Consider the following 12,351-nt stretch of genomic DNA (forward strand, 5'->3'; position numbering starts at 1 on the left):
TCTGACGGAAATAAAGCCACAGTAAAGGTGACGCTGACCGGGGATCACAGAGTGTCCTTTGATCCTGACGGAGGAGACTACTAGCCGGAAACACAGACGGTCAAAGGAGGCGACTGTGCGGAAGCTCCGAGGGACCCTGCAAAAGAGGGATATGTGTTTGAGGGCTGGTATTATACAGAGGAAGACGGAAACGAAGTGAAGTGGGATTTCAAGACTCCGGTTCACGGAGATATAGAGTTAAAGGCGAAGTGGAAAGAAGCGGACAGGACGGAGACTACGGCGGCACCTACAACTGCGAAAAAGCCAAAACAGAAAAAGACGGTGTCGGAATGGGAGTATAAGAAAAGAGTGAGAAGAAAGCGTGTCAGCAGAACAGGAGATGAGAGACAGATTTTGTGCCTCATCCTGGTGTTCGGGGCAGCATTGACCGGACTTGCAGCGGGGATAAGGAAAAAGAGAAGATAAAAGAAGAGCCGGAAGCTTTGAATGTGATATCAATGCTTCCGGCTTTTTGCTTTATGAAAGCTGGCAAAAGAAGGCAGGAAAAGAGAGGAATAAATTTGACGCTTATAGTATGATTATTTTACAATTTATAATATCATGGAAACAGCCGGCACCTTCCTTATATTGAAGGTATACATCATACAAAAATGAAGAGAGGTATGAATAACAGATGTCAGATATCATTGTACAGGGACTTACCCAAAATAATTTAAAACATGTTTCATTCAGAATTCCAAAAGAAAAGATCACAGTCTTTACCGGAGTGTCCGGTTCCGGAAAATCCAGTATCGTCTTTGACACCCTTGCAGCGGAGTCACAGCGGCAGATGAATGCTACCTACCCGGCGTTTGTGCGGTCGAGACTGCCTAAGCATCCAAAACCGGCAGCGGAGAGGATCGACAATCTGACAGCATCTGTTGTCATAGATCAGTCCCCGCTGGGTGGAAATGCACGTTCAACGGTAGGGACCATCAGCGGACTGTATTCCAGCCTGCGTCTTTTGTTCTCAAGAATAGGAAAACCATATGCGGGCACAGCCTCCTATTTTTCATTTAATGATCCAAACGGGATGTGCAAAACTTGTTCGGGCCTTGGAAAAATTACAAAGGTGGATATCAAAGCTCTGATAGATCCTGAGAAGTCGTGGAATGAGGGTTGTATCAAAGATTCTCTTTACCGACGTGGTTCCTGGTATTGGAGACAGTATGCCGGGTCCGGTCTGTTTGACCTTGATAAACCGATCAAAGATTATTCCAGAGAAGAATACAATCTTCTTATGTATGGCTCCAGAGACGGAAGAGGTGAACCGGAAAATCCGAAAATTACCGGGATCTATCATAAATATACGAAAACACTCCTGAATCGGGATATCAGCAGTAAAAGCAGACACACACAGGAAAAGTCTCAAAATCTGATCGCGGAGATGGAATGCAGTGACTGCCATGGAAAACGGCTGAATGATGCGGCATTAAGCTGTAAAATCAATGGATATTCTATCGCTGATATGTGTGAGATGGAGCTGCCCCAGCTGAAAGAAGCCCTGTCACAGATAACAGATCAGGCAGTGGGAGTGCTGGTGCAGACGCTCATAGAAGGACTGGACAGAATGATTGAGATCGGACTTGAGTATCTTCATCTGAACAGGGAAACACCGTCACTATCCGGCGGGGAGGCACAGAGACTTAAACTGGTCCGTTATATGGGCAGCAGTCTGACCGGGCTGACTTATATTTTTGATGAGCCAAGTGCCGGGATGCATCCCCGTGACGTCTGCCGCATGAACAAACTGTTAAAGCAGCTTCGGGACAAGGGGAATACAGTTCTTGTGGTAGAGCATGACAAGGATGTGATCTCGATTGCTGACTATGTGATCGACGTGGGTCCTCAGGCGGGATCAAACGGCGGAGAAATTGTTTTTGCGGGAAGTTATGAAGATCTTTTAAATTCAGAGACCTTAACGGGAAAAGCTATGCGCCAGTCTCTTCCGGTCAAGCAGAAACCGCGGCTTTCTGCGGGCAGTTTTCCGGTTCGGGGAGCCTGTCTCCATAATTTAAAACACATAGATGTGGACATTCCTAAGGGTATTATGACCGTTGTGACCGGAGTGGCGGGTTCCGGAAAGAGTACTCTGATCTCCAAGGTATTTGCCGCTCAGTACGAGAACAGCGTTGTAATGGTTGATCAGGGCCCGATCACGGCGACCAGCAGGTCTACTCCGGCTTCTTATCTGGGATTTTTCGACGCCGTCCGAAAACTGCTGGCAAAAGAAAACGGGAAACCGGACGGACTGTTCAGCTTTAATTCCACAGGAGCCTGTCCGGTGTGCGGCGGAAAGGGTGTCATCGTGACCGAACTGGCTTTCATGGACCCGATTATCACCGAGTGTGAAGCCTGCGGCGGAATGAGATATAACGAGGAGGCGCTTGCCTGCACCTATAAGGGAAGAAATATTGTGGAGCTGCTGGGGCTGACAGCTTCCCAGGCTATGGAGGTGTTTGAAGACGCAAAAATACTGAAGAAGCTTCATGTGATGGAACAGGTGGGATTATCCTATCTGACATTGGGACAGCCGCTCAGTACGCTGTCCGGAGGAGAGCGCCAGAGAATCAAATTGGCAAAAAATCTTGGAAAAAAGGGCGGCATTATCATCATGGATGAGCCAACCACGGGACTGCACATGTCTGATATCCAGAAGCTGTTAAAGTTATTTGACATGCTTGTGTCCAGGGGAAATACCCTGGTAGTGATTGAGCACAATCTGGATGTGATGAAGCAGGCGGACTGGATCATAGATATCGGACCCGACGGAGGAAAACATGGCGGCGAAGTTGTATATGAAGGGACACCGGCGGATATGATAAAGAGTGCAAAAACACTTACGGCTGACAGCCTTCGCGCATCATGCACACAGGCAGACGGAGGAGAAGAAGAGTTTTAGATGAAAATGAACGAAAGCAGAGAATTAAAAGCAAACATAGACAGAATCCATACAACTGATTTAGGTGCAGAACGGATCAAAAGAAACCTTTCTCTGGACACAGATCATCCGGCTGAATGGTGCAAATCTAAAATTATATCTCCTGATGCTGTAATTACAAGAAACGGGAAAAATTGGTATGTAAAAGCAGACGGCTGTATTATAACGATCAATGCGCACAGTTACACGATTATCACGGCGCATATAGAAAAAAATTAAACGATTGACATGCAGTCTATCCGAACAGTACCTGTAAAGAGAGGAATCTTTTCTTCATATGAATTATAATGACGTAGTGAAGAGAGAGGTGAGAAATCATGGAATGGAATGAAAAACTGCAGATGATTATCGACTATGTAGAACATCACCTTCAGCGGGTACAGGAACCGATTGATCCCGGTGAGATATCCAAAATCGCGGAGTGCTCCTTTGGATTTTTTCAGAAGGTATTTTCTTATATGAACGGCATCAGCTTTGCGGAGTATGTCCGCTCCAGGAAGCTTACTCTGGCAGGATATGATTTGAAAAGTACCGATCAAAGAGTCGTCGATGTTAGCTATCTGTACGGATATGATTCTCCGACTTCCTTTACAAGAGCGTTTCAGCAGTTTCATGGTGTTTCACCGAAAGAAGCACGGATCAGCAAGACCAAACTTAAAGTTGTGCCTAAAATGCAGGTTTCAGTGAAACAGGAGTATACATGGAGGGTGGAACAGAAACCGGCTTTCCGGCTCATAGGTAAAAGTATCCGGTTTTTCTGTGACGACGAAGAAAAGTCGTCCAAAATATTGGAGTTTTGGAGTGAATGTCAGAGAAACGGTGTTTTTTCTTGCCTGATTTCCATGGATAAAGGAGAGCCGTCGGGGCTGTTTGGTCTTTTTCACAATGTGGAGGAAAGCCGAAACGAAATGCAATATTCCATCATGGCAGCCACAGACGGGGAAGTGCCGGAAGGATACGGTGAATTTTTAATTCCGGAGACTTCATGGGCGGTGTTTGATTTAAGCGGCCCTGTGCCCCAGGCCATACACAGCGGGTGGAAGTATTTGGAGGAAGAATGGCTGGTGAAATATCCGTTCCGGCATGCAAAGTGCCCGGAACTGGAGTGGTACAGCAGCGGGAACTTTTATGATAAGAATTATCTGAGCCAGATATGGATACCGATCCTGGACGGAGAACAGTAAACAGACAAAAATGGGAGGACACATATATGGATTTACCTTTCCGTATAGAGAAAAGGGACAGCTTTCGTGTTGTCGGAAGTTTGATTGAGACGACAAATAAAAAAGGCGGGGGAAGAAAAGATATCCCCATGCATTGGTCTGAGTTTAAAGAAGATAACCTGGAAGCGTCATTGTTAGATTTGTCAGATCAGGAGCCGGGCGGACTGCTTGGCGTCAATATTTACAACACTGATAAAACAGATTCCAGAAAATTTCATTATATGATCGCTGTCTCAAGCAGCAAAGATACAGAACATGGTTTTGCCGAATATACCGTACCGGCGATGACGTGGGCAGTGTTTCCATGTACGGTGGAAACCATAGGAAAAACAGAAGCACAGGCAATTACAAAATGGCTTCCAAAATCAAAATATAAACCGTTAAATAAAGGATATATTACCGGCAAAATGAAATCCGGGGCGCCGGACATCGAATTTTATGGTCAGGACGGACAAGTTGAAGTCTGGATTGCGGTGAAGGAAAAGACGAACTAGGGTAGGGAGGATCCCAATATGAGTCAAAAAGCTGAGTTTAAAGATTTTATTGTTACTGTTCCGGAAGAAAATCAGGATTTTGTCAGGAAACTTCATGAGAAATTAATGGAGCGGGGATGCAGAATTGACATAAAGACTGCCAGGAGCGGGTATGTGGTTTCTTACAGTTTTGATAAGAAAACCGCCGCAAATTATGTGTTTCGCAAAAAGGGTATGCTTGTTCGGATTTACGGAGCACATGTGAATCAGTACACAGAGGTTCTGGATACGTTTCCTGAAGAAATGGTACAGGCCGTTCTTTCTGCACCACCCTGTAAACGGATGAAAGATCCGGATTCCTGTAACCCAAGATGTTCTATGGGATATGATTTTTGGCTGAAGGGCGAGCACTGCCAGAAATGCCGCAGCAGCGCTTTTATGTTTTTGATTTACCCGCAGAACCACACTTATATAGAAAAGCTGCTTCTGAGTGAGGTTCAGGCACGCAGGAACACACCGTAAAAATAAATTGCAAAACCCGTCCAAAAGAATATTTATATTGTTTTAGAGAGTTTATGGAAGCTTTTATGGCTTCTGTAAACTCTTTTATTTTATCTGTTCTAACGTTCTAACCAGCCGCAGCACATGATCAGCAGGGTTCAGTGAATATAACAGCCCATAGGATATACTGTATTCCCACTCTACGGGAATGGTCACTAACCCAGGATGAACATCCTGCCAGCATTCCAGGGATAACAGTATATTTCCGGTCTCGGCGCACCGGTTAAACACGGACATATCATAAAAATGCGGGGTGTCTTCTATCTGTATCTGAGGATGATGTTTCTTAAGATCATCTCTGATATGATCATTGGTATCGGAGTCACCGTGTTTTACCATCATGAGTCTTTCACCGTATAAATCCATGATTTTCAGCTTCTCTTTCTTCGCAAGACGGTGTTCCCTTGAGACTGCACACATCTTTTTATATCTTCCGAGAGGAAGCATATGACATTTATTCAGCCATATCTTAGAATCACAAACACCGATCAGGACATCAAATTTTTCTCCTAATTGTGATATTTCTGAGAGAATGCCTTTGTGGTCATCGTCAAAAGGAACAAGATGCAGTTTATAACCAGGAAAATCTTCATTTACGCGGTACCACAAATCCATAAAGGGTTTTGCAGGGTTTAAAAGGGAGGTTCCCACATAGAATGTGCGGTCCGTACAGTACATGGCCTGTCTGGCATTGGCAATTGATTTTTTAGAAAAATCGAATAAAAACTTTGCGTCTTTATAGATGACCTCTCCGGCAGGCGTCAGACGAATCCCTGAGGGTGTCCGTTTTGTAAGCTTCAGGTCCAGATGGTTTTCCAGGGAATTGATCTGTTTCATAACGGCGGTAGGTGAGATGTACAGGATTTCTGCGGCTTTTGTAAAACTGCCGCAGTCAGCCACAGTTACAAAAGCTGTTAAGAGACTGTTATACATAGGGTGCCTCCATTCATTGTATAAACATATAGTTTATACTATCGTAACGTACTGGAGATTCCAGGTCAAGCTTATGGCAAATATAATGAAGGAAAGATGGATTAGGAAAGTGAGGGAATACGATGGAAATGACAGAATCTATAAAAAAATACAAAGAAAAAATCTTTCAGGGACGTGATTCTGAGCTTTTAGAAACAGACCCGGAGTTTATGGAGCGTTTTGAGCATTTTGCCTTTAGTGAAGTAGTCAATGAGACCAAACTGGATGACAAGATTGGATTTATGGCAGTTTTGGCAGCACTTTTGGGCTGTCAGGGGGAAGAAGCGTTCAGAGAATTACTGTCTGCGGCTGTAAATATAGGGATTACACCCGTGGAAGTAAAAGAAATCGTATATCAGGCAGCTGCATATTTGGGAATGGGCAGAGTCCTTTCGTTTTTAAAGATTACCAATGAAGTGCTGACAGAAAAAGGGGTATCCCTTCCACTGGAAGGACAGGCAGTCAGCACGATGGAGAACCGCAGGGAGACAGGGACACGGGTACAAGTGGAGATCTTTGGGGAAGGAATGCGGGATTTTTGGCAGTCAGGGCCTCAGGAGAGCAGGCATATCAATCGTTGGCTGGCCGCAAACTGTTTTGGTGATTATTACACGAGAACCGGGCTTGACTACAAACAAAGGGAGATGATCACATTTTGTTTTCTGGCGGCACAGGGCGGATGTGAGCCTCAGCTTACCAGCCATGCGGCGGCTAATATGAAGATTGGAAATGACAAGGAGTTTTTAATCAGGATAATTTCTCAGTGTCTGCCGTATATTGGATACCCAAGGAGTTTGAACGCATTAAGCTGTGTGAATGCAGCGGCAGAGAAACAGGAAAAGGGGATGAATATCAATGAAGATAAGAGATAAAAAGGACTTTGACGAGATCAATGTATTTGGGCAGGGTGAGCCTAACGATGGATTTGCGCAGTATTTCAGCGGGGAATCTTTTTTAAATGTACTTAATAACTCCCAGGAGCATGGGGGAATCTTTGCAGCCAATGTTACTTTTGAACCGGGATGCCGCAACAACTGGCATATCCACCATGCAGCGACCGGCGGCGGGCAGATGCTGATCTGTACCGCCGGTGAAGGGTGGTATCAGGAGGAAGGGAAGGAGGCGGTAAGTCTGACACCTGGAACCGTCATCAATATAAGGCCGGAAGTGAAACATTGGCACGGCGCAAAGAAAGATTCGTGGTTCAGCCACATAGCATTGGAGGTACCTGGAACTGACTGCAGGAATGAGTGGTGTGAGCCGGTTTCTGAAGAAGAGTACGGGAAATGTTCATAACTATGATTTGCTGATAGACAGTTCTATAGAAATTGAAAACTGTGGTGTGGCAGCAGTCTGTGAGTATGCAGAAACTACTGAAAATAAAAAATGATTTATGAAAGAATGGCGGCTGCTGTAAAAACAGCCGCTATTATAAGCGTAACATTAAAATCATCATTCATGAATTTAGTTGGTGAAACACGAATTTAATATTATATTTTACAGGTTTTTTACAAAATTTTTCTTGACTTGGAGTTAACTACAAGGAGTATTCTTTATATATGGGATACATAAAGAATGAACTCGATGTGAAAGATGTAAGGAGGATTTGTATGATTTATAAAGATTTTAAAGACAAGAAGCTGTCTGCCCTGGGGCTGGGTGCAATGCGCCTTCCAATTATGAATGGTGATTCAGATGGGCGGATTGATGAAGAGCAGACTGCAAAGATGGTAGATTATGCGCTGGACCATGGGATCAATTATTTTGATACTGCATATGGCTATCACGACGGGCAGTCTGAGATTGTCATGGGTAAGGTATTGGGCAGATATCCGCGGGAGAGCTATTATTTAGCCGATAAGTTTCCTGGGTACGATCTGTCAAATATGGATAAGGTGGAGAGCATTTTTGAAGAACAGCTGAAAAAATGCGGAACGGAGTATTTTGATTTCTATTTGTTCCACAATGTGTATGAAAAAAATATAGATCCCTATATGGATGAAAAATACGGCATTATGGAATATCTTAAAAAGCAGAAAGAAGCCGGTAGAATCAGGCATCTGGGATTCTCCTGCCATGGACGGTATGATACGTTAAAACGTTTTCTGGATACATACGGCGATGACCTGGAATTTTGCCAGATCCAGCTGAATTATCTGGACTGGAAGCTTCAGGACGCAAAAGCCAAGGTGGAACTGCTCAATGAATATGAGATTCCGATTTGGGTTATGGAGCCGCTAAGAGGGGGAAAACTGGCATTACTTTCTGATGAAAACAGTGAGAAACTGAAGGCCTGCCGTACGGATGAGGAGATTCCGGCCTGGGGATTCCGGTTCTTACAGTCCATCCCGGGGGTGACCATGGTACTTTCCGGTATGTCCGATATGAAACAGCTGATGGAAAATACGGCTACATTTGCAGAGGAAAAACCGCTGACAGAGGAAGAAATGAAGGTTTTGATGGAAGTTACAGACAGTATGCTGGATATTCTTCCATGCACTGCCTGTCGTTACTGTACATCACACTGTCCCAAAAAACTGGATATCCCAACGTTGCTCTCCTTATACAATGAGAGCCGTTTCAACATGACAATTATTACACAGATGGCCGTAGGTGCCATGCCAAAGGATCAGCGTCCGGATGCATGCATCGGATGTAAAAGCTGTGAGGCAGTCTGTCCGCAGATGCTGAAAATATCTGAGGCGATGAAGGACTTTGCACAAAAGCTTGAACAGCCGGCAGGACTGTGAGAGACAGAAGAAGGAGAAATATTATGTTAGGAAATTTCAGTTATTCAAACCCGACGAAATTATATTTTGGAGAGGATTCTTTAAATTATTTAAATGAGGAACTTCCAAAGTATGGTAAAAATGTACAGCTTGCCTATGGAGGCGGTTCCATCAAGAAAAACGGGATCTATGATAAGGTGATGGAGATTCTCAAGGCAAACGGGAAAAATGTATTTGAAGACGGAGGTGTTATGCCCAATCCTACGGTAGAGAAGTTATACGAGGGCGTAAAGATTGCCAGAGAACATAAAGCAGACCTTATCCTGGCTGTTGGCGGCGGTTCTGTCTGTGATTATGCCAAAGCAGTGTCCATTTCCGTTCATTGTGAAGAAGATCCATGGGAGAAATACTATCTGCGCATGGAGAACGTGGACAATGAAATCATCCCGGTGGGCTGTGTCCTTACTATGGTCGGAACAGGTTCAGAGATGAACGGCGGGTCCGTCATCACCAATCACGAGACGAAGTTAAAGATCGGTCATGTTTTCGGGGAAAATGTATTTCCGAAGTTTTCGATCCTGAATCCCACATTTACATTTACTTTGCCGAAGTATCAGATGACAGCGGGATTTTTTGACATCATGTCTCATATTTTAGAGCAGTATTTCTCAGGAGAGGATGACAGTACCTCTGATTACATTATGGAAGGACTTTTAAAATCCCTGATCCACAGCTCACGGACTGCCATAAAAAATCCTGCCGACTATGAGGCCAGAAGCAATATTATGTGGATTGCCACATGGGCATTAAATACCTTTGTTGCAAAAGGGAAAACGACTGACTGGGAAGTGCACATGATCGGACAGTCCATTGGCGCATATACCAATGCCACCCATGGAATGACATTATCAGCCGTATCTTTGCCGTACTACCGTTTTCTTCTGCCTTACGGCCTTCAGAAGTTCAAACGCTATGCCGTAAATGTATGGGATGTGAACCCGGACGGCAAGACGGATGAAGAGACTGCAGAAGAAGGACTCTCCTGCATGGAATCCTATATGAAAGAGCTGGGTCTTGTCATGAACATCCGGGAACTCGGTGTGACAGAAGAGATGCTTCCAGGCATTGCAGACGGAACCTTTGTCATGGAAGGCGGATATAAGGTTCTGACACATGATGATATCATAACGATATTGAAAAAAAGTATGTGATTCAAATACCGTTTAAATATTCTTTCAACAGGCTTAAAAATTTTTCGGCCGGTCTGGAGAAGATTTGATGTTTCTTCCAAATGATGCTCATTTCTTCTTCCAGCTTTGGTGCCAGGGGACGGAAGCAAAGACTGCTGCAGGAGGTGTTGATGATCTTGTCAAGACCAACGGCGTATCCTAATCCTTCATCTACAAGCAGAGACGCATTATAGATGAGATTGTAGGTAGCAGCGATATTTAAATCCGTCATCTGGCATTGAAACCACTGTGTGAAATTGCCGCCCCGGTGCTCCTGCTGGGACAGGATTAATGGTTTGTCCTGCAGATCCCCGGGTGTAATCTCTTTTTTTGATGCAAGGGGGGAATCCCTTCGCATGAGTACGCCCCACACATCTTTGTCGGGGAGCTTGAGGGCATTGTATTTTGTCAAATCAACAGTGCCGAAAACGACTCCAAAATCGAGCAGCCCTTTATCGAGTTTTTCCATCACAAATGTAGCATTGCCGCTGGAAATATGAAAATGGATTCCCGGACAGATCTTCTGCAGTTTTCCTGCAGTCTTTGCAATGAGGCGGACCCCATCGGTCTCGCCTGTTCCGATATAAATATCTCCCATAATAATGTCATCGGCCGAAGTGATCTCACATTCGGTCTTTTTTACCAGATCAAGAATCTCTTCTGCACGTTTCCTTAAAATCATGCCTTCTTCCGTAAGTGTTATTTTCCGTGATCCTTTCGTACCACGGATTAATAGCTGTTTTCCTAATTCTTTTTCCATGTTTTTAATCTGGGTGGAGAGAGTCGGCTGTGAAAGATGCAGCGATTCTGCCGCGCGTACAATGCTCTGCTCCTGTGCAATGGCCAGGAAGTAATGCAGTACCCGTAGTTCCATGTGTGACCTCCTTTATTTGATTTGTAATCAGCAGTCATGTTAATGGATTTAGTCTAACATGGATTTATATAGGTTTCAACTATTCAAATGTATTAATAATAAGTATTTGTTATGTAAAAATATCAGTATTATACTATAAGTAAAAAAATAAGGGAGAAAAGATGATATGAACAATCAAATGGAACTGGAAGATTTTATAAATTATGTGAACAGTGGAAAGGCAGTAACTGCCGGCTCAGAAATACATCAATATATGTGTATGCTTTCACAGGAAGCCCTGCGTCTGACTGCTGAAATGAACAGCAGTTATCACTCACCAGAAGAAATAAGAGAGATTTTCATGAAACTCACAGGAAAGCCAGTGGACGTCTCTTTCGGGATATTTCCGCCATTCTATACAGACTGCGGAAAGAATATCACGATCGGCAAAAATGTTTTTATTAACAGCGGCTGCAGGTTTCAGGACCAGGGGGGAATTACCATCGATGACGGGGCTCTGATCGGACATAATGTAGTCCTTGCTACGATTAATCATGAACTTCATCCTCAGAACCGAGGGGATATTTATACAAAGCCGATCCATATCGGAAAAAATGTATGGATCGGCGCAAACGCTGTAATACTTCCCGGTGTCACGGTTGGAGACGGTGCCGTAGTCGCAGCAGGCGCTGTTGCAGCAGAAGATGTTCCAGAAAATACGGTTGTCGGCGGAATTCCAGCCAAGACAATCAAGACCATTTATTCAGCCATAGAGAAAGGAAGGAGAAATCCGATTGAAAAAGGTTTATAAACTTTTACTTGCGGGAGTCTTTATTTTATCTTTAGCGGGCTGCAGCCGTGCGGGCCGGACGAAGGAGAGCACTTCTGGTCAGGAAAAGAAAGTCCTTATAGAACAGTATCTGAGGATAAAAAGCCAAAATGGTCAGAACATTATCGTCAGTCTGAATGGAAGTCCGGCGGCGCAGTCACTCTATAACCAGCTGCCCCTGTCTGTTCGGATAGAGAATTACAGCGACAACGAAAAGATTTTCTATCCGCCCAAAAAACTTGAAACTGAGGGTACACCGCCGGCAAAGGGACCGGCAGGAATCCTCGCTTATTATGCTCCTTGGGGAGACGTCGCAGTTTTTTACGGAGAATGCAGAGGTGCCAGCGGCCTGTATGAACTTGGGGAGACGGTGTCGGGCAGAGATCAGATTAAAAATCTAAAAGGTGAGGTAAAGATCGAAGCAATGACGAAATCAGACAGCAAATGAGCCGGCTGTTTTTGAGCGCATTGTTGTATTTTGATGGAAATTTCATCTGGTCTT

13 protein-coding genes and 1 pseudogene are annotated in these 12,351 nt (G+C 44.4%); 12 read left to right on the forward strand and 2 right to left on the reverse strand.

What is annotated here, in order from left to right; all coding sequences use genetic code 11:
- Positions 1-102: 102 nt before the first annotated feature.
- The 6 genes and pseudogenes from DWV34_RS06820 to DWV34_RS06845 all read left to right on the forward strand — a co-directional run.
- Positions 103-465, forward strand: a pseudogene (locus tag DWV34_RS06820) (InlB B-repeat-containing protein); the annotation flags it as partial.
- Positions 466-673: 208 nt separating this feature from the next.
- Complete coding sequence (locus DWV34_RS06825) at positions 674-2,941, forward strand: ATP-binding cassette domain-containing protein (RefSeq protein ID WP_118475800.1); 2,268 nt, start codon at positions 674-676, stop codon at positions 2,939-2,941.
- Positions 2,942-3,199 (forward strand): DUF3781 domain-containing protein, encoded by a 258-nt coding sequence (locus tag DWV34_RS06830; RefSeq protein WP_118475802.1) that lies wholly within the window; start codon positions 2,942-2,944, stop codon positions 3,197-3,199.
- A gap of 98 nt (positions 3,200-3,297) precedes the next feature.
- Entirely contained in the window at positions 3,298-4,164 is an 867-nt protein-coding gene (locus DWV34_RS06835; protein ID WP_118475804.1) for an AraC family transcriptional regulator, read from the forward strand.
- A 26-nt stretch (positions 4,165-4,190) separates the two neighbouring features.
- Complete coding sequence (locus tag DWV34_RS06840) at positions 4,191-4,697, forward strand: GyrI-like domain-containing protein (RefSeq protein WP_022260789.1); 507 nt, start codon at positions 4,191-4,193, stop codon at positions 4,695-4,697.
- An 18-nt stretch (positions 4,698-4,715) separates the two neighbouring features.
- Positions 4,716-5,198, forward strand: coding sequence for a hypothetical protein (locus DWV34_RS06845; RefSeq protein WP_009289444.1), 483 nt, complete (start codon positions 4,716-4,718; stop codon positions 5,196-5,198).
- An 84-nt stretch (positions 5,199-5,282) separates the two neighbouring features.
- Here the strand turns inward: DWV34_RS06845 and DWV34_RS06850 are convergent, their stop codons facing one another.
- The gene (locus DWV34_RS06850) at positions 5,283-6,170 is read right to left on the reverse strand and encodes a LysR family transcriptional regulator (protein ID WP_009289445.1); all 888 of its coding nucleotides are present in this window, start codon (positions 6,168-6,170) and stop codon (positions 5,283-5,285) included.
- Between the two features lie 122 nt (positions 6,171-6,292).
- On the opposite strand from DWV34_RS06850, the gene DWV34_RS06855 reads away from it, so the two are divergent.
- The 4 genes from DWV34_RS06855 to DWV34_RS06870 all read left to right on the forward strand — a co-directional run bounded on the left by DWV34_RS06855 (position 6,293) and on the right by DWV34_RS06870 (position 10,149).
- A complete protein-coding gene (locus tag DWV34_RS06855) occupies positions 6,293-7,081 on the forward strand; it encodes a carboxymuconolactone decarboxylase family protein (protein ID WP_009289446.1) in 789 nt (262 codons plus the stop codon).
- A complete protein-coding gene (locus tag DWV34_RS06860; protein WP_006566662.1) occupies positions 7,065-7,505 on the forward strand; it encodes a cupin domain-containing protein in 441 nt (146 codons plus the stop codon). The genes DWV34_RS06855 and DWV34_RS06860 overlap by 17 nt, the downstream gene beginning before the upstream one ends.
- 314 nt (positions 7,506-7,819) lie before the next feature.
- Positions 7,820-8,959: an aldo/keto reductase gene (locus DWV34_RS06865; RefSeq protein ID WP_039930394.1), complete on the forward strand. Its 1,140-nt coding sequence runs from the start codon at positions 7,820-7,822 to the stop codon at positions 8,957-8,959.
- A 23-nt stretch (positions 8,960-8,982) separates the two neighbouring features.
- A complete protein-coding gene (locus DWV34_RS06870; protein ID WP_009289448.1) occupies positions 8,983-10,149 on the forward strand; it encodes an iron-containing alcohol dehydrogenase in 1,167 nt (388 codons plus the stop codon).
- A 1-nt stretch (position 10,150) separates the two neighbouring features.
- Here DWV34_RS06870 and DWV34_RS06875 read toward each other — a convergent pair whose 3' ends face one another.
- A complete protein-coding gene (locus DWV34_RS06875; RefSeq protein WP_118475806.1) occupies positions 10,151-11,041 on the reverse strand; it encodes a LysR family transcriptional regulator in 891 nt (296 codons plus the stop codon).
- A 166-nt stretch (positions 11,042-11,207) separates the two neighbouring features.
- Here DWV34_RS06875 and DWV34_RS06880 point away from each other — a divergent pair, with 166 nt between their 5' ends.
- Complete coding sequence (locus DWV34_RS06880) at positions 11,208-11,831, forward strand: DapH/DapD/GlmU-related protein (RefSeq protein ID WP_009289451.1); 624 nt, start codon at positions 11,208-11,210, stop codon at positions 11,829-11,831.
- A complete protein-coding gene (locus tag DWV34_RS06885; protein WP_006566668.1) occupies positions 11,815-12,297 on the forward strand; it encodes a cyclophilin-like fold protein in 483 nt (160 codons plus the stop codon). Before DWV34_RS06880 ends, DWV34_RS06885 begins: the two co-directional genes overlap by 17 nt.
- Positions 12,298-12,351: the final 54 nt, after the last annotated feature.

The organism is Anaerostipes sp. AF04-45, assembly GCF_003461725.1.
GTDB lineage: Bacteria > Bacillota > Clostridia > Lachnospirales > Lachnospiraceae > Anaerostipes > Anaerostipes caccae.

What these genes read in the sequence shown, in the direction of transcription:
- DWV34_RS06830 (WP_118475802.1), top strand. Translation starts at nt 2,942, where the DNA reads ATGAAAATGAACGAAAGCAGAGAATTAAAAGCAAACATAGACAGAATC.
- DWV34_RS06835 (WP_118475804.1), top strand. Translation starts at nt 3,298, where the DNA reads ATGGAATGGAATGAAAAACTGCAGATGATTATCGACTATGTAGAACAT.
- DWV34_RS06855 (WP_009289446.1), top strand. Translation starts at nt 6,293, where the DNA reads ATGGAAATGACAGAATCTATAAAAAAATACAAAGAAAAAATCTTTCAG.
- DWV34_RS06860 (WP_006566662.1), top strand. Translation starts at nt 7,065, where the DNA reads ATGAAGATAAGAGATAAAAAGGACTTTGACGAGATCAATGTATTTGGG.
- DWV34_RS06880 (WP_009289451.1), top strand. Translation starts at nt 11,208, where the DNA reads ATGAACAATCAAATGGAACTGGAAGATTTTATAAATTATGTGAACAGT.
- DWV34_RS06875 (WP_118475806.1), bottom strand. Translation starts at nt 11,041, where the DNA reads ATGGAACTACGGGTACTGCATTACTTCCTGGCCATTGCACAGGAGCAG.
- DWV34_RS06865 (WP_039930394.1), top strand. Translation starts at nt 7,820, where the DNA reads ATGATTTATAAAGATTTTAAAGACAAGAAGCTGTCTGCCCTGGGGCTG.
- DWV34_RS06850 (WP_009289445.1), bottom strand. Translation starts at nt 6,170, where the DNA reads ATGTATAACAGTCTCTTAACAGCTTTTGTAACTGTGGCTGACTGCGGC.
- DWV34_RS06870 (WP_009289448.1), top strand. Translation starts at nt 8,983, where the DNA reads ATGTTAGGAAATTTCAGTTATTCAAACCCGACGAAATTATATTTTGGA.
- DWV34_RS06825 (WP_118475800.1), top strand. Translation starts at nt 674, where the DNA reads ATGTCAGATATCATTGTACAGGGACTTACCCAAAATAATTTAAAACAT.
- DWV34_RS06840 (WP_022260789.1), top strand. Translation starts at nt 4,191, where the DNA reads ATGGATTTACCTTTCCGTATAGAGAAAAGGGACAGCTTTCGTGTTGTC.
- DWV34_RS06845 (WP_009289444.1), top strand. Translation starts at nt 4,716, where the DNA reads ATGAGTCAAAAAGCTGAGTTTAAAGATTTTATTGTTACTGTTCCGGAA.